This window comes from Paraclostridium bifermentans (genome assembly GCF_964259345.1).
In the GTDB taxonomy this organism is placed as follows: domain Bacteria; phylum Bacillota; class Clostridia; order Peptostreptococcales; family Peptostreptococcaceae; genus Paraclostridium; species Paraclostridium bifermentans_B.
This window is the reverse complement of sequence record NZ_CAXVJR010000004.1, coordinates 45,752-65,041: the sequence shown is the minus strand read 5'-3', so window position 1 is coordinate 65,041 and position 19,290 is coordinate 45,752. Positions and strand designations below refer to the sequence as shown.

Annotated in this window: 21 protein-coding genes; 5 read left to right on the top strand and 16 right to left on the bottom strand. The window is 25.5% G+C overall.

What is annotated here, in order from left to right; genetic code table 11:
- Window positions 1-122 precede the first annotated feature (122 nt).
- On the top strand, window positions 123-371 hold the full coding sequence (locus ACEXNK_RS08895; RefSeq protein WP_373599380.1) for a hypothetical protein: 249 nt from the start codon (window positions 123-125) through the stop codon (window positions 369-371).
- 202 nt (window positions 372-573) lie between these two features.
- Complete coding sequence (locus tag ACEXNK_RS08890) at window positions 574-744, top strand: hypothetical protein (protein ID WP_373599381.1); 171 nt, start codon at window positions 574-576, stop codon at window positions 742-744.
- Window positions 745-773: 29 nt separating this feature from the next.
- Here ACEXNK_RS08890 and nagE read toward each other — a convergent pair whose 3' ends face one another.
- From nagE to ACEXNK_RS08875, 3 genes are all read right to left on the bottom strand, one after another.
- A complete protein-coding gene (gene nagE, locus ACEXNK_RS08885) occupies window positions 774-2,204 on the bottom strand; it encodes an N-acetylglucosamine-specific PTS transporter subunit IIBC (protein ID WP_373599382.1) in 1,431 nt (476 codons plus the stop codon).
- Window positions 2,205-2,313: 109 nt separating this feature from the next.
- Window positions 2,314-3,456 (bottom strand): lipase family protein, encoded by a 1,143-nt coding sequence (locus ACEXNK_RS08880; protein ID WP_373599383.1) that lies wholly within the window; start codon window positions 3,454-3,456, stop codon window positions 2,314-2,316.
- 11 nt (window positions 3,457-3,467) lie between these two features.
- Window positions 3,468-4,403, bottom strand: coding sequence for a SpoIVB peptidase S55 domain-containing protein (locus ACEXNK_RS08875; protein WP_373599384.1), 936 nt, complete (start codon window positions 4,401-4,403; stop codon window positions 3,468-3,470).
- Between the two features lie 121 nt (window positions 4,404-4,524).
- Between ACEXNK_RS08875 and ACEXNK_RS08870 the strand changes: the two genes are divergently transcribed.
- Window positions 4,525-4,986, top strand: a complete 462-nt coding sequence (locus tag ACEXNK_RS08870; protein ID WP_373599385.1) for a staygreen family protein — start codon at window positions 4,525-4,527, stop codon at window positions 4,984-4,986.
- Window positions 4,987-4,997: 11 nt separating this feature from the next.
- Here ACEXNK_RS08870 and ACEXNK_RS08865 read toward each other — a convergent pair whose 3' ends face one another.
- The 11 genes from ACEXNK_RS08865 to ACEXNK_RS08815 form a co-directional block, all read right to left on the bottom strand.
- On the bottom strand, window positions 4,998-5,717 hold the full coding sequence (locus tag ACEXNK_RS08865; RefSeq protein WP_373599386.1) for a glucosaminidase domain-containing protein: 720 nt from the start codon (window positions 5,715-5,717) through the stop codon (window positions 4,998-5,000).
- Between the two features lie 496 nt (window positions 5,718-6,213).
- Window positions 6,214-6,462 (bottom strand): hypothetical protein, encoded by a 249-nt coding sequence (locus tag ACEXNK_RS08860; protein WP_373601583.1) that lies wholly within the window; start codon window positions 6,460-6,462, stop codon window positions 6,214-6,216.
- A gap of 16 nt (window positions 6,463-6,478) precedes the next feature.
- Window positions 6,479-7,024: a hypothetical protein gene (locus tag ACEXNK_RS08855; RefSeq protein WP_373599388.1), complete on the bottom strand. Its 546-nt coding sequence runs from the start codon at window positions 7,022-7,024 to the stop codon at window positions 6,479-6,481.
- A 104-nt stretch (window positions 7,025-7,128) separates the two neighbouring features.
- Window positions 7,129-7,746: a DUF975 family protein gene (locus ACEXNK_RS08850; protein WP_373599389.1), complete on the bottom strand. Its 618-nt coding sequence runs from the start codon at window positions 7,744-7,746 to the stop codon at window positions 7,129-7,131.
- Between the two features lie 158 nt (window positions 7,747-7,904).
- Complete coding sequence (locus ACEXNK_RS08845; protein WP_373599390.1) at window positions 7,905-9,611, bottom strand: ABC transporter ATP-binding protein; 1,707 nt, start codon at window positions 9,609-9,611, stop codon at window positions 7,905-7,907.
- A gap of 137 nt (window positions 9,612-9,748) precedes the next feature.
- Window positions 9,749-10,120 (bottom strand): NifB/NifX family molybdenum-iron cluster-binding protein, encoded by a 372-nt coding sequence (locus ACEXNK_RS08840; RefSeq protein ID WP_373599391.1) that lies wholly within the window; start codon window positions 10,118-10,120, stop codon window positions 9,749-9,751.
- 2 nt (window positions 10,121-10,122) lie between these two features.
- Window positions 10,123-10,488 (bottom strand): ArsR/SmtB family transcription factor, encoded by a 366-nt coding sequence (locus tag ACEXNK_RS08835; protein WP_373599392.1) that lies wholly within the window; start codon window positions 10,486-10,488, stop codon window positions 10,123-10,125.
- Between the two features lie 154 nt (window positions 10,489-10,642).
- Window positions 10,643-13,642 carry a helicase C-terminal domain-containing protein gene (locus tag ACEXNK_RS08830; RefSeq protein WP_373599393.1) on the bottom strand — a complete coding sequence of 1,000 codons (3,000 nt, stop codon included), beginning with the start codon at window positions 13,640-13,642 and terminating at the stop codon, window positions 10,643-10,645.
- 121 nt (window positions 13,643-13,763) lie between these two features.
- Entirely contained in the window at window positions 13,764-14,906 is a 1,143-nt protein-coding gene (locus ACEXNK_RS08825) for an aldo/keto reductase (protein WP_373599394.1), read from the bottom strand.
- A gap of 132 nt (window positions 14,907-15,038) precedes the next feature.
- Entirely contained in the window at window positions 15,039-15,434 is a 396-nt protein-coding gene (locus ACEXNK_RS08820; RefSeq protein WP_373599395.1) for an HsmA family protein, read from the bottom strand.
- Between the two features lie 80 nt (window positions 15,435-15,514).
- Window positions 15,515-15,934 (bottom strand): MarR family winged helix-turn-helix transcriptional regulator, encoded by a 420-nt coding sequence (locus ACEXNK_RS08815; protein WP_373599396.1) that lies wholly within the window; start codon window positions 15,932-15,934, stop codon window positions 15,515-15,517.
- Between the two features lie 127 nt (window positions 15,935-16,061).
- Between ACEXNK_RS08815 and ACEXNK_RS08810 the strand changes: the two genes are divergently transcribed.
- The gene (locus ACEXNK_RS08810; protein WP_373599397.1) at window positions 16,062-16,715 is read left to right on the top strand and encodes an NAD(P)/FAD-dependent oxidoreductase; all 654 of its coding nucleotides are present in this window, start codon (window positions 16,062-16,064) and stop codon (window positions 16,713-16,715) included.
- A gap of 31 nt (window positions 16,716-16,746) precedes the next feature.
- On the opposite strand, the gene ACEXNK_RS08805 is transcribed toward ACEXNK_RS08810, so the two are convergent.
- The gene (locus tag ACEXNK_RS08805) at window positions 16,747-17,685 is read right to left on the bottom strand and encodes a hypothetical protein (RefSeq protein ID WP_373599398.1); all 939 of its coding nucleotides are present in this window, start codon (window positions 17,683-17,685) and stop codon (window positions 16,747-16,749) included.
- A gap of 227 nt (window positions 17,686-17,912) precedes the next feature.
- On the opposite strand from ACEXNK_RS08805, the gene ACEXNK_RS08800 reads away from it, so the two are divergent.
- Window positions 17,913-18,617 carry an ATP-binding protein gene (locus tag ACEXNK_RS08800; RefSeq protein ID WP_373599399.1) on the top strand — a complete coding sequence of 235 codons (705 nt, stop codon included), beginning with the start codon at window positions 17,913-17,915 and terminating at the stop codon, window positions 18,615-18,617.
- 110 nt (window positions 18,618-18,727) lie between these two features.
- Here ACEXNK_RS08800 and ACEXNK_RS08795 read toward each other — a convergent pair whose 3' ends face one another.
- The gene (locus ACEXNK_RS08795) at window positions 18,728-19,159 is read right to left on the bottom strand and encodes an MgtC/SapB family protein (RefSeq protein WP_373599400.1); all 432 of its coding nucleotides are present in this window, start codon (window positions 19,157-19,159) and stop codon (window positions 18,728-18,730) included.
- Window positions 19,160-19,290: the final 131 nt, after the last annotated feature.

Genomic DNA, 19,290 nt, shown 5'->3' with positions numbered 1-19,290 from the left:
AAATATTATTATATAATAATATTTAATATATTTCTATTAACTACCAAATTTTACTTAATACATATTTACAATTTTAGGAATACTAAATCTGTATAAAATTTATATATGTAGGAGGTATTTTTATGAATGATAGTTATTTAAGAAGAAAAGCTATTGATGAAGCTAAGCACATTTATGAAGATTATTTTACTGCTTCTAAAACACTAAATACTTTTAATAGCGTTCCTGGAATTGAAGTTTATACAGTCCCTAAATATTTTAATAGTACATGTTGTCGTTGCCTTAATCCTTTTCCTCATAACGAAAATAACTATTTTCCTAATGAAGGATTCGTTTGTGATGATTGCCTAAATAATCAAACATTATCTTAAAATTAACTCACTCGTTAAATTTACAATTTTTAATAATTATTATATAATTAAGTAAATTTGACTAAGGAGATTTGACATGAATATTAAAATATATAATTCAGCAAAGACAGAACTTAATAAAATCCTAAGTTCTGAAGATAATAAAAAATATATTAGAATTTTTATAAGAACTATAAGCTTATGAGCAGACGCTAGAATTCATATGACTCTGGATGAGTTAAAAGATGACGATGATTTATTTGAAGTAGATGGATATAATGTAGTTATTAATAAAAGATTGGCAAGCCAAATGAATAATATATCTATATCTTTTGGAGGTCTTTTAAGTCCTAATGAATTTAGTATAGATTGTGACTTTAATGAATATTATTAAAAAAAGAGTGTCAGTTGACACTCTTTTAATTATTTAAGTATATTTTTCATTCCATCTGCAACAAATTCTACAGTAGTCCCTACTATAACTTGAGCACTTGTTTTATTTAATTTAACAACACCCTTTGCTCCGATAGATTTCAATCCTTTTTCATTCATTTTATCTGTGTCTACTAATTCTAATCTTAAACGAGTAGCACAATTATCTACTTTTGTTATATTTTCAGATCCTCCTAAATATTCTATGTACTTTTTAGCAAGATCATCATCACTTTTAATGACTTCTTCTGCTCCATCTTGATCAAATTCATCACAATCTTTTTCTCTTCCTGGAGTTGGTAGGTCTAATTTAACTATTAATAAGTAGAATACTATAAAATATACTACTCCCATTCCTAACCCTACTAACAGTAATTCTAAAGGTTTAGTTGCTATTCCAAAGTTTATCAAATAATCAATTGCTCCTGCTGAAAATGTAAATCCATTTAATATTCCTAATGTATCTACCACAAAGAATGATACCGCTGTAAGCAATGCATGTGCTACTAATAACATCGGTGATAAGAATATAAATAAGAACTCTATTGGCTCTGTAACTCCTGTTAAGAAAGATGTAAGTGCAAGTGACACTAACATTCCTCCTACTGCTTTTCTATTTTCTTTCTTAGCTGCAAAATACATAGCTAATGCTATTGCTGGTAATCCAAACATCATTATTGGGAAAAATCCAGCCATAAAATGACCTGCAGTTGGATCTCCTGCTAAAAATCTTGCTATATCTCCACTCTGTCCATTATATGAACCTAATTGGAACCAGAAAAATGAATTCAATACATGGTGAAGTCCTACAGGTATTAATAATCTATTAAAGAATCCAAACATAGCAGCTCCTATAGCTCCAAGTCCTGCTATCCATGCTGAAAAATCAGTTAATCCAGCTTGTATGTTTGGCCATACCATCCCTAAAGGTATTGCAATTATAACAGATATAAGCCCTGCCATTATAGGAACAAGTCTTCTACCTCCAAAGAATGCTAAGTATTCAGGAAGTTTAACTTTTCTAAATTTATTATAACAAATACCTCCTATTAGTCCAGCTAATATCCCTCCTAGAAATGATGTATTTAATGTAGCTACAATATCTGGATCTAAATTCATAGTCCAATACTGTTTTGCAACATTATTTAATGTAAAGAATGATATTACCCCAGCTAATGCTGCTGCTCCATTTTGATCATCTGAAAACCCTACGGCAACACCAAGTGCAAATAATAATGGTAAGTTATCAAATAATGCTGATCCTGCTGCGCCAAAGAACGGTAATATCGTTTGCATAAATGGTATACCGTCAAGAGCACTTATTACATCAGGTTGTCCAAGTCTTAACATTATACCTGCTATAGGTAATGATGCTATAGGCAACATTAATGATTTCCCTATACGCTGTAAAAATTTAAGCATATTAAATCCTCCTAATAATTTTATTATATTTTTAATTTTAATTATACGGCGTATTTTAACATATTACAACATTTTACCCAAATATTTTCAAAGGATTGATTTTTAATTATCAATCCTCTAAGACATCTACAAAATTTTCTAATCTATGATAATCTTGAAATACTTCTTTATCATTTAAGATATCTATTGGTGCATAATCCACATCCTTTATTTTATTTACCCCTAGATAGCCACCTCCAATCACCAAGTATAAAGGATCTTTCGAAACAATATAATTTTTAACTATATCATTATAGTTTTTAAAGTCACTTTTTTTAAACTTCTCTATATCTATAAATCCACTATATCCTATACTTTTATTTAAAAATTTAGTTATATAACTCATATCTATTATATGTTCTTCCTCTTTTTTAGGAAGTAGTTTTAAATATGCTAATCCATAGTCTTCTATTAATTCTTTTTTTACAATAGGAGGAGCATATTCACCTTTCATATGTCTAGGGTTAAATGTGTTAGCTGAATTAAAAGTTATTGTTTTTATATTATTATAACCTTGATTAACTAGTTCATATGTTGAATACTGTGCTAATAGACCTCCTAGTGAGTGCCCTGTTATATATATTTTTATATCTTTATTTATTAATGGAGTTATAAAATCTATAGCATAGTCTCTTTGAGGATGTGGCATAAACTGTATAGTGAAATTTTCAATCCAATCTCTATAACTTCTAGTAGGTTTATACGCAACTATTAATGTATTTCCTTGTTTTAAAGCTATACCTCCAAATCCATTACTTCCATCTTCAAATCTAATAATTTCAAAATTCTCTATAGATTTATATTTATCTCTATACACTTCTTTTATTTTTTTACCAATATCTTTTTCTTTAATCTCTTTGCTAACAATGTCAGCACTTTCTAATAACATATATTCACTTACATTTATATCCTTACTTAGTTCAAATTCTTCACTTATATAATTATCACTAAGTTTATATTGTAACCCTCTATTTAAATCTTTTTTCAAAGGATTCATATTATTTTTTAATTCATATTCATCACTTAATCTGTCATTATCAGTATCTTTTTTATATTTGTCAGTTAGTATTATCTCTTCTAATGCATCAGGTAACCCATCGTTATCAGTATCCATGTACCATTTAGGGTTATTTTCATCTAGTAAATCAACATCGTTAAATCCGACTGTACAAAATACAATAAAAATTATTGCAATTATTTTACATAATTTCATAGCTTTTATTTTTATTGATCTGGGTTCAACATATAATCTATATTTGATATAAACCCTACTTTATGGTTATAAATTAAACTAGACCTGATACCTCCAACTAACTTTCCATCTTGAATTACAGGTGATCCACTCATTCCACCAATAACTCCACCTCTATATTCTTTAAGCTCTTTATCTTTTACTTTTATCTTTGCTCCATCTTTGTAAACTTTAATTATCTCTATTTCATGAAGTTTTTTTTCATTTGTAATAGGTGATTTACAATATATATAAGCTATTCCTTTTTTAGGTTTTCCTGTTTCAATAGCTTTTTTATCATCAAATTTATTGTTGTTTAATTTACCTTCGACACCATAATCACTGTATCTATTTACATCTCCTAAGTAATTCAATTTACCGTCTTTATTTTCCTTTATATGAGGTTTTAACCCTCCATCATTAAATAGTGTTGCTTTTACAGAGTGAATATATGTTGTTTCAAACACTTGAGAGTTTTCTGCAACTTCTGATCCTCCTATATTATGACTAAGTCCTATAAAGCTTCCATCTTCTTTTATTGCTGTTATAGTTCCACAAAATTGTTGATTAAAGCTTAGATACACGCCTCTAAAATCTTTTCCTGAAAGTATCTTAGTTTCTTCTTTCTTATCTCTTAAAAACTTTACTAATACTTTTTCATTTTCTGATTTATAAAGCTCTGTTAAATCATTTAAATCGTATTTAAACTTTCTATTAATTGATACTGCATATAGTATAATATCATCTTCTTTAAACTCTGTTTCATCATTTAGAATCATTTGAACTACTGGATATTTTAAATTTAAATTTATAAAAACTACATCAGCAGACGGCATAAGTTTCTCTACTTTATCTTGTGAAAATATTAAATTTGTAGATAAAAGCATAGCTACTATAGTTGTTGTTATTATTTGTTTATATTGTCTCATAGCATATCCTTTCTTAAAAATCTATATTTTATATTAGTTTTATATAAATAAGGTCTTTTTATTATACTTTTGTTTAATTAGGAATATATTTTATTAATTACTAAATATAGGAGGTTATTTAATGACGTTTAATTTTGATAAATTAGAGATTAATTTTCTTTGTAGTAATAATTGTTATCATGATTTATCAAATAGAAAGTACACTTTAACTAATAATAATAAAACAGGAATATTAAATTTAGATATAAGTAATGTTTATAATTATTCAAAAGTTAACTTTAATTTAAGAGATGAAATTTTAGGAGAATGGATTTTAATTGATAAAAATACATATAACTTATTTATATATATTTTTTTAAAGGGTTATTACCCTTACGAAGTTAAATATATGTATGATAGATTTAAAGAGCACTTGCCTCTAGCAATTCACCATATAATAAATAGCGATTTAAACTTTATAAATCAAAATAAATATTTATATAATAGTTCTATTATTGTAAATTTTTACTCCTCTTATTTTATGTTTAACTCTCGTGAAAATTATGGACTCCTAAGTCAGTATATAATAAATAAAGAGACTTAAATTAAGTCTCTTTATTTATTATCTGCAATTTGAACATCAACCTTATATAAATTATTATATGTATTTAAAAACGAATTAGCTAATTCATTAACCTTACCTTCCCAATTTTTACCTTTTCCTTCATCTGGACAGTATTTTATTTGAACTGCATCAACTGACAATCCATTATAGTAAACTGCACCTTCAGTTAAATAGTTTTCTTTTAAATGTTTTGCTGTTTGTAATATAGACTCTATTTGACTTTTAAATAACTTTCCTTCTGAATCATCACTATAAACTTCGTATCCAGTTAAATTGTTATCTTCAACCGCTCTTCTAGATGTTGCAAATCCACTCTCAAGTGCTACAACTCCAGCCATAAAAAATGCATTTACTCCATATTTATTTTCAGCTTCTACAAATGCATCTGATAAATGTACCATAGTTTTAGCTCCTACTGTATTAAGTAAAACAGATTTCATTTCATCATTATTTATTCCACTTGGTATTGTTATATTCTTTCTAATATAATTTACATTTGAAATTCGCACTTCTTCTTTGTTATAGTCCATAAGTTTTTTTATATCTTTTTCATATTTTACTGCTGATTCATTGATATTCTCAGTTTTAATTTCTTCATCTACTTTGTCTAATTTTATTTTTTTTGAGATTTCATTTTTTGATGATAGACTAAACCCCAACATCATGGATGATAGGCATATTAAAATAATTATTTTTTTGTATATATTCATGTTTATCTATCCCCTCATAAATTTTTTATATACCTATAAAAATTCAATCTTTTGCTTTTAATTACCTCTTCGCAATTTTTTTCATTAAATACGTTTTATATACATATTTGTATATATTTTAATATTTTGGTTTTATTTACAATATTATTATGTAAATTTTTTTTGATTTAATTCATATAATTTTAACTTTTTAGGTTTTATATTGATTTATAAAGGTTATACTACTATTACAACTTAATAGAAAATATGATGTCAAAATAAATAGGTAGGTAAAATTCTATGTTAACTTTACTTGGTTTAATTTGACTATCAATATTCATAGTTTTTTCCATGTTACCTCATAGATTGAAGCTTATATTTTCTATGGGTTTATCTATAATATCAAAAAGTGTATGTTTAGCTTTCTTGATATTAATACTATTGTCTAGTTATAATCTTTTGATTTGAAGTTTATCTAGATAATAAAAAAAGCGACAATTTAAATTGTCGCCTTTTTTTATACCATTTTATTTCTTATAATATTATCAATAACTATATCTAAAGTTAAATTGTTGGTATCTATATCTTCTAACTCCAATATATAGTCTTCAAATTCAACTTCAACAAATCTATCTGATTTATTTTCTTTATTTATATAGTCTATAACTTTGAATTCTTTTATTTCATCTTCTAAATATTCTTTAAGCTCATTATATTCTTCTTCACTTATTTTATTTTTATTACATTTACAATTTGGGCATCCCATAGTAATTTCTCCTTTTTTATAATTCATCTAGATTTAAAGTTAATTGTTCAAATAAAATTCCATCTTCTGAACTTTTATTTACCTTTTTATCATCTTCTATTATATTCATCTTTATAAGTAGTTTTTTTAAAGATGACACATTGTCTATAGATATACTTTCATTATTAACAATCATAGCATATCCTACCCCAGTTTTTTTAATAACTAATCCTGAATTTTCCATCTTTATAGATAAAACTTTAGAATTTATATATTCAACAGAAAAAGTATTTCTTTTCTTAGAAAATAATTCAATTAAATTGTCTCTTTTCAATTTTTCTTTTTTTGACTTTGGTCTTTTTTCTATAGCTCCTACTTTAACAAGCAACGGCTCTAAAGACTTTAAATCATTTAAAAATATAGGTCCACCTTTCATATTTAAGCAGAATCCTTTACTTGAAGCTTCAATTTTTACATCTTTATCTTTTATATATATATATGTTATCTTACCATTTTCGTATTTAATTTCATATGGTCTATCAATTTTACATAATACATTAGTGATTTTATTTGGCAAATACATACAAAATCCTCTTTTATTTTATTTTTTTACTTAAAATATATCATTTATTTCAACTTATTACAATAGATAAAAATAGACTACTTAGAATAAGTAGCCTATTTTATTTATTTTATATAATTTTCTTTTACTTCTAAATAGAAGTTTGTCATTGTTATTTGATAATATGGAACATACCATAATAATCCTATTCCAAATGTTAACATACATAATATTAACCATCCTATAAAGCTTAACTGTAATATGAAAAAATTCATTTTGTATCCTTTCATCATTTCAACACTTTGCTTTATACATTCTATTGATGGTTTTTGGGGATTTTCAGCTAATATATAATTTGCTTGAGAAAACATAATTCCAACTATAATACCTGGTATTATAAATAAAAATGTTCCTATAAATACACAAATACCCATGATAGCATTCATAATTAATGCTTTTATAAATACATCAAACCCTGAAAATAAGTCATTAAATTGAGTAGTAGGGTCTTTTGCTGCTAATTTCAAAGTAAATCTACTCATACCTACTTGTATAGATCCATAAACTAATAATCCTACTATATTTAAAGCTATTCCTATTCCTGAACCATCAGTTGAGTTTGTAAGTTTCACATTAATTAATTGATATATAGCTGAGTAACAAATAAATACTAATATAGCTAATAGCCATTTTCCTTTTAATTGATCTTTAGCTTTGTTTTTTAATTCTGCTCTTGAAAACATATAAGTCCTCCATATTTAATTTTGATTTATGTATCTATATATACCTATTTAATAAGTTTTCTAAACATTTTTTTACATTTTATACCTATTAATAAATAAGTAAATCTATATTTATACTTATTATTAGTAAAGTTTAACTAGATAATACCTATATTGATTTAAATTTCATCTTCACTTTGTATATAGTATAAACTATAAAAATATCCTTTTAGTTTTACCAATTCATCAAAGCTACCTTTTTCTATTACAGACCCATCTTTCATTACTATAATTTCATCATAATCAACCAATATACTTTTTATAAGCTTATGAGTTACTACTATCATAGTCAAATCATCTAATCCAAGTAAAGATTTTTCTAAACTATATGCTGTTTCATTATCAAGTGCCGATGTAGATTCATCTAAAATAAGTATTTTGGTATTGTTTATTAAAGCTCTAGCTATTGCTATTCTTTGTTTCTCTCCTCCAGATAACTTATTTCCATTTTCTCCAACTAATGAATCTATTCCATCTTCTAATCTTTTTACTAATCCAATAATACCAGCTCTTTCACAACTTTTTAAAACCTCTTCATCACTATGATTTGAAAACAATCTTATATTTTCTTTTATAGAATCATCAAACATGAATACATTTTGTTGTATTATAGATATAATCTTGTATAAATCATCACTATAAATATTTTTTAAATCTATATTATCTATACTAATATTTCCTCTATAATCAGTATAATATCTCATAAGTAATTTTATTAATGTACTTTTTCCACATCCACTTTCCCCTACTATAGCGTACTTTTTATTTTTTTCAAAAGTTAAGTTTATGTTTTTTAAGGCTTTTCGTTCTGGGGTATATGAAAATTCGAGATTTTTTATTTCTACAACTTTATTAAAATCTTTTAAGTTTTCATTTTCAGTATCTTTATTTGAAATATATAGTATATCTTCTATTTTATTACCTATTAAAGATACTGATTTCATCTGGTTTATTAATGATATACTAGTTTTTACTGGCCCTACTATATGAGTGCTTAGTTGTATAATTATAATTGCAGTTCCAACTGTTATACTCTCTTTATACATTAAATATCCGCCTAGTATCAATACCCCTAAGTATATAGTTACACTAAAAGATAAAGAAAATCCTTTTATAATTGCTTCTAGTATAGAACATCTTCTTTTTGCATTTTCAACATTTATAGAACTTTCCATAAATAATCTATTTATTTTCTTACTTATATTGAAGCCTTTTATAACTTCAAATCCTGAAAATAAATCTTTAGTAACAGATGTTATTTCTTCTAAGTTTTTTGAGTACTCATTTTTCTCAATAACTAACTTTTTTGAAAGTGAATTGGGTATTATAAATCCTAATACGCCAAATATAGCTATAAAAATTACAATATATGGGCTTATGTAAAACAACGCACACAATGATATAGTAAATGATAATAAAGATGATATAACTAAAAATATATTATTCAAAAAGTTGTCTTCAATTAATTTTATGTCATTATATAATACTGATATATACTTTCCACTATTATCTAGAGAAAAATCTTTAATATCTTTACTTATAACCTTATTAAAAATATCACATCTTAAATAGTTAACAGTATTTTTTATATACTTTGACATTACAAGTCCATCAATGTATTCAGTTAAAAACATTACAATTATTAATATCATCGTTGATATAACTATAGGTATAAACTTTTCTACTTGTCCACTTGCAAATATATCTACTATAAACCCCATCATAAAGTCAAAACATATACTTGCTAATGCAACTAATGAAATTGTAAATACTCTTAATATAAATTGTCCTTTATATTCTACTGCATATTTAAAAAGCATTCTCATTTGTATTCCTCCTAAACTCATTTATCTAAGTAATAATAACATAAATAATAGTATTTACAAGTATATTAAGACTCTTGTAAAAAAAAATGTGCTGAGAATTCATCTCAACACATTTTAAATATATTGTATTTTAAGTTTTAGTGGTGCCCGCATCCATCATGAGAACAAGTATGATTGCTTGGGAACTCATTTAGTTTATTAGCTTTAAATAATTCTATATTTTCTTTTATTGTATTTGCTTGTGCTTTAAATACTTTAATTCCCATAGAGTTTAGTTTAACTATAGCTCCTTGGCCTATCCCACCTACTATAACTGCATCTACTACATTTCCTGATAAAGCTTTTATAGGTTGACATTTTCCATGTTCATGTCCTAAATCTCCATTATCTATTTGTGATAATTTATCATTCTCTAAATCATAAACTACAAACATTGGAGCTGATCCAAAATGCCCAAATGGTTTACTTTCTAATCCTTCATTTACTTCTACTGGTACACAAACTTTCATTTTTACTTCTCCCTTCTTTTGCAGCACTTATTAACTGATTTACAGTTTTTGGTACAGTCTGTGCTGATTAATTTCATATTTGAAATTTCTAAAATATTATTACTAACACTTCCTATGGATTTAAAAAAGTCTATACATTCATCAAATACATGTTCATTTACATGATAAAACACATAATAGCCTTCTTTATATCCAGTAATTATTTCAGCTTCTTTTAGAATTTTTATATGTTGCGAAACTGATGAGTCACTTATTCCTAAGTATTTAGATATACCTTTTTGACATATATCTCTATTTGAAACCAGCAAAAGAACTTTAAGTCTGGTTTCATCACTTAATGCTTTAAATATTTTTGCAACTTTATTCATATTTACCTCTTTTGATTAAGTAATTACTTAATTAGATTATAGTATTCTTAATTGTATTTTTCAAGTATATTTGTAATTTTTTTCCTATTAACTAAAAATAATAAAAAAGACTATTTTAAAATTTTTTAAAATAGTCTTTTTTATTATTTTTTAATTATTTATATGCAATTTTAAGTTTTTTATTTTTTGTATCTATATCTTTAATATAAAGAGCAATATTTCTCTTAGCTACTTCTTCATTTATATAGTCCTTCCTGCTCATTTCTACATTGTCCTTGTATATAACTTTTATTGGACTATATAAATCACACCTAATATCTTTTAATATTTCTTTAAATGTATTTATTTTCCACTTTTTAAAATCTTTTTCTATATTGTTAATTACATAGTTTTTATCTGCCTTTTGTATATTGCAATTGTGTAAATCTCTTTGTAATTTATTTATAGTCGAATTATTATTTCCTATATCAAGAATAATAAAATATCCATAATCATATTTACTTCTTATTAACCTTCCATAAGCTTGTTTTGCTTTTATACTTAGCTGCGGATAATTAACATCATCATAGGTCATTTTCTTGAAACTTCTTATGGATGAATATAGAGGGTCATCTAAACTTTTATTAGGAAGCTTATCTAAAATCACACAAGTTAGTCCCTCTCCTTGTATATCTACCCCTTCAAAGCAACTCTTTGAAGCTAGTACTACACATTTTTTACTTAAATCTCTTAAGTGATTAACGGAAGATTTATTTTTGTACAGCTCTATATTATGTACATTTAGCTTATGTAAAAGCTTATCGTACACTTTATCGAGTCTATTTTTACTAGTAAATAGACCTAATACATGCCCATTGCTATTTAGGCATATTTGTTCTATTAATTCTACTGTCTCATCTATAAATTTATCATTTAGTGCGTTATATTTAGGAAAGTTATCCATTGCAAATATTTTAGTTTTACCTTCATAGTCATATATAGATTTTATAGTTTTATCTATAGTATCATGTTTATTTAATCCCAATGTCTTTTTAAAATTATTCATACTATTATTTATATTTAATGTTGCTGATAAAAATATTACCGTATTAACGGAGCTTAAAAACATGCTTTCAAATAATTCCGCTACATCTATAGGGATAACTCGTATATTAAAATATTTGTATTCATGATTTATATCAACTATCCTACAATAGTTATCTATATCTTTTTCTATAAAATTCTCAATTGTAGTTATTATACTATCTATATCTACAACTTTAGCACTAATACTATTAAATAAGTAGCTATCATCTTCGCCTTCTTTTTCACATTCATCTATCATGTAATTTAAACTTTTCAACATTTCTTTCAAGTATATAATTACATTTTTAAACTCTTTTCTAAGATATTCATTTATATTAATTTTATTCTTAATAGCAACTTGATTTAACGGTGGATCTTGTCTATTAACCTCCCAAGAGTGATCATATAAATCTCTTTTTAATGATTTATTACATCCATTTAATATATTGTTTATACTTTCTTTAACTAGAACTATATTTTCTTGTAATCTAGTTCTTATTTTATTGTCTAATTGCAACTTTCCAACAACACTTATATAAAACTTATCCATCGTACTAACATTTTTATGATTTAAATCATTATGAGGATATAAATCATCTACAAGCTTTTCTAGTAATAAACTGTTACATTCTAAAGTAAAAAAGTCATAACTTTTTTCCATTAAGTTGTGTCCTTCATCTACTATTAAATAATCTAGTTGCTTTTGTTCTTTATAAGGCCATTTTGCTAATAATGAATGATTTATAACTGTTATATGTTCTTTCGGTAACTCTTTTATTCTATTTTTATAAAAGCATCTTTCTATACATTTTTCTGGGTAACATATATCTGATTCACATCTTAAGTCGATAATTAAATCATCTATGTCTGTAAATACTTTTTTTACGTCTTGAGATATTTCTTCTATATCACCATATTCCCCTGTTTGTATCAGCCTTTCAATGTATATAAATTTTAATAAATCAACTTTACTTTTAAATACCTTATTTCTTTTATATTCGTCTAATCTCCTATTGCATAAATAGTTATTCTTACCTTTCATACATCCATAGTTTATTTCATCTTCTAGGTTTAAAGATTTTAAAACTGTAGGTATATCTTTATTTATTAATTGCATTTGAAGATTTTTAGTGTCTGTTGAAATAACTACTTTTTTATTATTATATAAGGATTCCATTATTGCAGGTATTAAATATCCTACACTTTTACCTATTCCAGTTGGAGCTTCTATGCACCCTATTTTAGGAATTGATTTATTACTTTGATAAACATCTTTTATAAATTTAGTAAACTCATACTGTCTTGGTCTGAATGTATAGCTAAAGTTTTTCGATGATTCCCAAAGTTCTTTTATTTTTAGTAATTCTTCATAATTATTTTTATATTTTATCAAATCTATATTATGATTATTAGAAAATTTATTATCTATATTTTCATAAACTATATATTTTTCATAATCATGTTTGTTGTCTACCTCTATTAAATATTTACTCCATTCCCATTTTTCTAAGTTTGCAGTTAGAAAGTATTGATCTAAGTTAAAATAAAGTTTATCTAATCTAGTTTCTTCATTTTTAAATAATCTTAAAATCAAAGAATTAATTACTTGTATATTTATCATTACATCATTTAAAGCTCTATTTTGTTTATTTCTATTCAACTTAGTTATATTTTGAGCTAAATAATTCAAATTAAAATCTTTATGATATGGCTCTAAAATCATAGCAAGTTGCATTGAATCTAGAAATTCATTTTTATAATTCTTATCCATAAATATATACTTTCTTAGAAATTCCATTTGAAAGCTAAGTTCATGAATAATAATTGGATAATCTCCTATAAATTCTAATAATTTACTTCTAATTTGATAAACAGTTGGAGCCTTTTCTAAATCTTCTTGTTTTAAATTTTTACAAGATCCAAGTACACTGGCTGGAACTTCTTCAAAAGGTTTTAACAATGTATTAAATTTATATATTTTATCATCTATTATTTTTATAGCTGATATTTCTATTATTTCAGAGGAATTTGGATTTAGCCCACTAGTTATTAGATTTAAATATATTACGTTATTTAGTATGCTTTTCATATCTATCCTCCTGTTTTTTAGTAAGCTAATTATATCACTTTAAATAACTTAAAAAAAGTTTTACAATATAAAAATCCACGCATATATATTATTACATATACCTGGATTTTAATAATTTAATTTATACAGTTATATCATTTACTCCTGCTTTTTCCCAAGCAGCTATCTCTTCTAATCTTTTTATTATAGGCAAATGTTGAGTACACTCTCTTTCACATCTACCACATTTTATACATTCTTTTGCTTGTGATTTGCTGTTCATCGTATAGTTCCAACATTCAAGTCCATAAACTTCTTTTATCATTTGTTCATTAGTTTTTTTAAACATTTGCTTTTCATTATATAAAAGCATATATGCTGGAGTATTTATATCCATAGGACATACTTTACAGTATCCACATCCACTACAAATAGCATTTAAATGTTCTCCTAATTTACTTTTTATATTATTTATATCAATTTCACTATATACTTCATTTTCATCCGCTATCTTACATGCATGGTCTATATCTGAAAAACTTCCAAATCCAATTAGTGATACAGTTATTTGAGGTGCTCCTATATTAAATCTAAGTGCGGCATCTATTGCAGATTCATCTTCTTTAGCTAAAAATGATAATTCATTTTTATGCTTAGGAATAGTACCTCCATTTAATGGGTTCATAGCTACTACTCCATATTTATTATTATATGCATGTTCTACACCTTTCCATCTATAAGGGAAGTTCAATACGTTAATTCCCATAGTTACACCTTCAAATTTATTTTCATCGAGAACTTCTAAAACTTCATCTCCTGGTTGATGAGATGAAAATACTATATGATCTATTAAGCCTTCTTCTTTACATTTTAATAGCCCTTCATATTGTCCACCTTTTTTCATTGCAAGTTCATATTGATCCATTTTTCTAATACACCAAACATGATAAAAATCTATTTTTTCTACACCTAATATCTCTATTGATTTTTTTACTGCATCTATCGCTTTTTGAGCTGTATCATATACTTTGGGTTTACCTTTTGTTGAAACATAAAAATCTTTTTTACCTTCTTTTATCATATCTCTAAAAGCTATACCAAATATTTTTTCACTTCTATCATCACAATATCCAGGTGCTGTATCAAAGTAATTTATTCCCTTTTCGTAAGCATATTTTATCAACTTTGCATTTTCTTCATCACTTTTTTCTAAATCAAATCTTAATCCCCCAAAGCCAACTACTGAAACTTTTTTGCCAGTTTTCCCATACTCCGTATATCTCATTTTTCCCCTCCATATATTATGTATATACTGATTATACTTTAATTTAAACAATATATCTTTATAAATTTTAATAATTTTCAAAATAAAAACACCTTTTTAAAAAGGTGTTTTTATCTGTATATTAAGTTAATTTTAGTGCATCATCCCTATCATAGCACCTATTACATATGGTACTAACCATACACACCAAACAAATATACTAAATTTATGGAATACAACTTGTTTTTCTTTATCATTTTTATAAAGCACCCAAGTAGCCCAAACTGCATGGAATAACATTAATAAAATAGCAAGTGTTCCTGTAATACCATGTATTGTTAATGCAGTTTGTGAAATTCCCATAGTACCTGTTTGAGCAATACTTCTCATCATAAGTGTACCTGTTGTATCACAAACTAAACCTAAATAAAACATTATTAAATGATTTTTCTTTAATACTTTAGCTTTTCTTTCACTAAATACCCCAATTGTATAAAATACTAAAGCTAATGTTATAGCTATAATAGCTGCTATTAATTTAAAACTCATACTGTCTCCTCCTAATTAGTTCGCATGCGAACCATTTTGATATACTTATGATATACCCGCTATTATACTTTGTCAAACATTTATTTTAATTTTTCTTTTATTAAATTTAACGTTACATATATTTCATCTTTTTCTTTATCTGTTAAATTATCAAATAAATTTCCGAAAGTTTCTTCTACTTTAATTCTAAATTCCTTAGCAAACTCTAATCCTTTATTTGAAAATGATATATAAGTATTTCTCTTATCCTCTGGATATTTTACTTTTTTTATATAGTCAGCTTTTTCTAATCTATTTACTATCCCTGATACAGTGCCTTTTGATAAATACATTTCATTACACAATTGAGTTATATTTATTTCTTTGTTATGAGCTACAATTTTGAGTACCATTATTTGTTGATGTGTAAGTCCACTATCTGCTAAACTTTCTTCTATTTTATTCATTACTTTAGAATATACTTCTCTTATTAACATCACTATTTTAAATGAATCATTCATATTTTACCTCCACTATATTTAATATTTTGTAAATCTTATTTTTCTTATAAATACTATTAAATACATTTATTTCTATATTGTAAATAGGTTATAATAAATTATCAAAATAAGTAAAGGAATTTAGTCTATGAATAAATATATTAAGCTTCAAAAAAATATAAATTATAAAAATAAATATACTATCACTCCTAACCTGAATAGTTCATTTATCTTACCCGAAACTATTATACATATAGGTGAAGTTGCTAAAAAATATGATGCAACTATAAAAATAGGTACTAATCAAAAAATTTCTATTATAAATATTAAAGAAGAAAATTTAGATCTTATTATAAAAGACTTAAATATGGATTTGATACCTAAAGGTAAGTATTTACTTACTAATATAACAATATGTACTTCTAATTTTTGTAGAATGTCTAAACACCCAACTATAGGTATTTATATGAAAATCATAAATAATTTTTATAAAATAGAGTTACCAGCTAAAACTAAGGTAGCTATCTCTAGTTGTAAAAATTCATGCGTAAGTGCTTATGTTAAAGATATAGGTATATTAGTAGATAGTAACGGAAAATTTTTTATAATTGCTGGTGGATGTGCTGGAGATAAACCTCAGTGCGGATATCAAATTGCATCTAATTTGAGTGAAAATTTATCATATACAGTGTTTAAAAATATTATAAACTATTATATTGAAAATGCTGAAAAAAATGAAAAACTAAGAAATTTTATAAATAGAGTAGGTCTTGATAATTTTAAATCTATAGTTTTAACTTAAAAAAGATATGGCAAAATAATTGCCATATCTTTTATTTAAGAGAATTTATTCTAATGATATCTAATTCATCTTCTGTAAATACATTATTTGAATAAAGCATTAAATACTCTTCACTCACGCTTGAGTTAAATACAATTAAATCATCTGTATTTATGCTTATATTTACCCCTTTATCAAACAAAGATTTTACTGGATGATTTTTTATATTGTCTATAGCTTTTAAATATAAGTTACTAGTTGGACATATATTTAATCTTATATCTCTTTCTTTTATCATATCTACAACATAATCATCTTCAACTGCTCTAAATCCATGTTGTAATTCATCTAAATTTAAAGTTTCTATTGCATCTTTAATATTGTCAGATCCTAAAAATTCACCTGCATGCGCTTTTAGTTTAAGCCCTTTACTCTTTGCGTAATCATAATAGTTTTTATATCTTTCAAATCCAATTAAATCTTCATCTCCATATAAATCTATAGATTTAAATATATTACTATCTATAAGTGATGGTATTATGTTTTCTAAATTTTCATCAGTTATACTTTTTGCAATTCCTATTTCAGGTCTAAAATCTATATCATTTTTATATTTTTTTACTATATTGTCTATACTATTGAAGAATTCATTTTCATTTTCAAATCTAAGGCTATCATGACAATCTATACTAGCTTCTAATATACTTACTCCATCTTCTATTGCATCTTTTACTGTAGATTCTATAGTCCATAAAAAATCTTTTTTAGTCTTTATATGATTTATATATTCATTAAATATAAAATCATCTAATCCTTTTATTCCATACATATCTTTAGCTGGATTTTTTATTTTCTCATTAGTATATTTATAAATATTATCAAATCTCATGCCTAATCCACCATGATTGTGTAAATCTGATTTGGGTATTGTTTTTAAATTTACTAAATCTTTATTTCTTAAGTAGTCTTTAAATTGTTTGCTATTATTCATCTATATCTCCCTCTCATGTACATCTATTTTTTATTATATCACATTCATTTACCTATTAAAAAACTTGATAGCTTCTAGATTATTACAATCATTTAAATATAATATTATAAAACATTTTCAAATTATTACTTAAAAATCTATTTCCATGTAACATTCGTTACTTAATTAAATTTAAACATAGTGTATAATGTACATATAAATCTAACGTATAGAAGGGAGATTAAGAAATGAAAAGACAAATAATTGAAATAAATCAAGAAAAATGTATAGGGTGTGGATTATGTGCAAATGCATGTCACCAAGGAGCTATTCAAGTTGTAAATGGCAAAGCAAAACTAATGAGCGATTCTTACTGCGACGGACTTGGAATGTGCTTGCCAGCATGCCCAGTTGATGCAATAAAATTAATAGAAAAAGAAACTGAAAAATTTGATCAATCTAGAAAGGGATATGCTCTAAAAAAAGAAAAACAAACATCTGGGTGTCCTGGATCTGCAAGTAAGATATTAAAAACAAGTTCTGGATACGGATGTCAAGGATCAGCTCCTAAAGAAGTAACTACTAATGAATCTCAGTTAAAGCAATGGCCTGTACAGTTAAAACTTGTAAGTCCTGCAGCAGATTTTTGGAATAATACGGATATATTAATAGCAGCAGACTGTTGTGCTTATTCTTACTCAAACTTCCATAATGAATTTATGAAGGGTAAAGTTACAGTTATAGGATGCCCAAAACTTGATGATAATCAATATTATATAGATAAGCTTACAGAAATATTCAAAACAAAAGATATAAACAGTATAACAGTTACAAGAATGTCAGTACCTTGCTGTGGAGGATTGGTTCGTGCCGTAAAAGAAGCTATCTCAAATTCTAATACAAAAGCTTCATATAATGAATTTATAATATCTACAGATGGAAATATAATGTAATAAGAAAAGAGCCTTAGAAATGATTCTAATGGCTCTCTTTTTTTATACTCCCTTAGTTATGTTTATTCCACTATTATTTATTCTATATACAATACTAGTATATAATTATTTTATTTTCTTTCTTGACGAACTTTTTTTATAAGTCGTGACACTAATATGTTTAATTCTACTATTATAGTAGCACTTATAGCTAGCCAATAATAACCTAATCCAATTGCAATCCCTATACCAGCAAGAGTAAACAATGTTGCCCCAGTAGTTAATCCCACTATTTCTTGTGTCTCATCATCGGTTGGTTTCATAAAAATTACTCCCCCACATAAAAATCCTATAGCAGTAATTATATTCGCTATAAGACGAGATGGATCTGCTCCAGATAAGCAATTGGCAGATATAATAGTCAATAAGCAAACTCCAGTTGTAAGATTAGATGTTGTTCCAACTCCTATTTGACTGCTTCTCCTGCAACTTCTTTCCCAACCAACCAAAAAACCTATAAAAGATGCAAGAGCTAATTTCGGTAAATATTCAATTAATAACACTGTCAATCCCCTTCCTTTATGTTTTTTTAATATAAAATCAATTCCGATTTTGCAATATTTTGTAACCTACGAAACAAATCGTTCCTTTCCTTAGATTTTATATTATTTTTAGAAATTATTAAAGCCATCTC

Coding starts and splice junctions, on each gene's coding strand:
- ACEXNK_RS08875 (WP_373599384.1), bottom strand. CDS start 4,403: ATGAGACAATATAAACAAATAATAACAACAACTATAGTAGCTATGCTT.
- ACEXNK_RS08870 (WP_373599385.1), top strand. CDS start 4,525: ATGACGTTTAATTTTGATAAATTAGAGATTAATTTTCTTTGTAGTAAT.
- ACEXNK_RS08810 (WP_373599397.1), top strand. CDS start 16,062: ATGAATAAATATATTAAGCTTCAAAAAAATATAAATTATAAAAATAAA.
- ACEXNK_RS08805 (WP_373599398.1), bottom strand. CDS start 17,685: ATGAATAATAGCAAACAATTTAAAGACTACTTAAGAAATAAAGATTTA.
- ACEXNK_RS08825 (WP_373599394.1), bottom strand. CDS start 14,906: ATGAGATATACGGAGTATGGGAAAACTGGCAAAAAAGTTTCAGTAGTT.
- nagE (WP_373599382.1), bottom strand. CDS start 2,204: ATGCTTAAATTTTTACAGCGTATAGGGAAATCATTAATGTTGCCTATA.
- ACEXNK_RS08835 (WP_373599392.1), bottom strand. CDS start 10,488: ATGAATAAAGTTGCAAAAATATTTAAAGCATTAAGTGATGAAACCAGA.
- ACEXNK_RS08865 (WP_373599386.1), bottom strand. CDS start 5,717: ATGAATATATACAAAAAAATAATTATTTTAATATGCCTATCATCCATG.
- ACEXNK_RS08820 (WP_373599395.1), bottom strand. CDS start 15,434: ATGAGTTTTAAATTAATAGCAGCTATTATAGCTATAACATTAGCTTTA.
- ACEXNK_RS08860 (WP_373601583.1), bottom strand. CDS start 6,462: ATGGGATGCCCAAATTGTAAATGTAATAAAAATAAAATAAGTGAAGAA.
- ACEXNK_RS08880 (WP_373599383.1), bottom strand. CDS start 3,456: ATGAAATTATGTAAAATAATTGCAATAATTTTTATTGTATTTTGTACA.
- ACEXNK_RS08850 (WP_373599389.1), bottom strand. CDS start 7,746: ATGTTTTCAAGAGCAGAATTAAAAAACAAAGCTAAAGATCAATTAAAA.
- ACEXNK_RS08845 (WP_373599390.1), bottom strand. CDS start 9,611: ATGAGAATGCTTTTTAAATATGCAGTAGAATATAAAGGACAATTTATA.
- ACEXNK_RS08830 (WP_373599393.1), bottom strand. CDS start 13,642: ATGAAAAGCATACTAAATAACGTAATATATTTAAATCTAATAACTAGT.
- ACEXNK_RS08840 (WP_373599391.1), bottom strand. CDS start 10,120: ATGAAAGTTTGTGTACCAGTAGAAGTAAATGAAGGATTAGAAAGTAAA.
- ACEXNK_RS08895 (WP_373599380.1), top strand. CDS start 123: ATGAATGATAGTTATTTAAGAAGAAAAGCTATTGATGAAGCTAAGCAC.
- ACEXNK_RS08815 (WP_373599396.1), bottom strand. CDS start 15,934: ATGAATGATTCATTTAAAATAGTGATGTTAATAAGAGAAGTATATTCT.
- ACEXNK_RS08890 (WP_373599381.1), top strand. CDS start 574: ATGACTCTGGATGAGTTAAAAGATGACGATGATTTATTTGAAGTAGAT.
- ACEXNK_RS08855 (WP_373599388.1), bottom strand. CDS start 7,024: ATGTATTTGCCAAATAAAATCACTAATGTATTATGTAAAATTGATAGA.
- ACEXNK_RS08800 (WP_373599399.1), top strand. CDS start 17,913: ATGAAAAGACAAATAATTGAAATAAATCAAGAAAAATGTATAGGGTGT.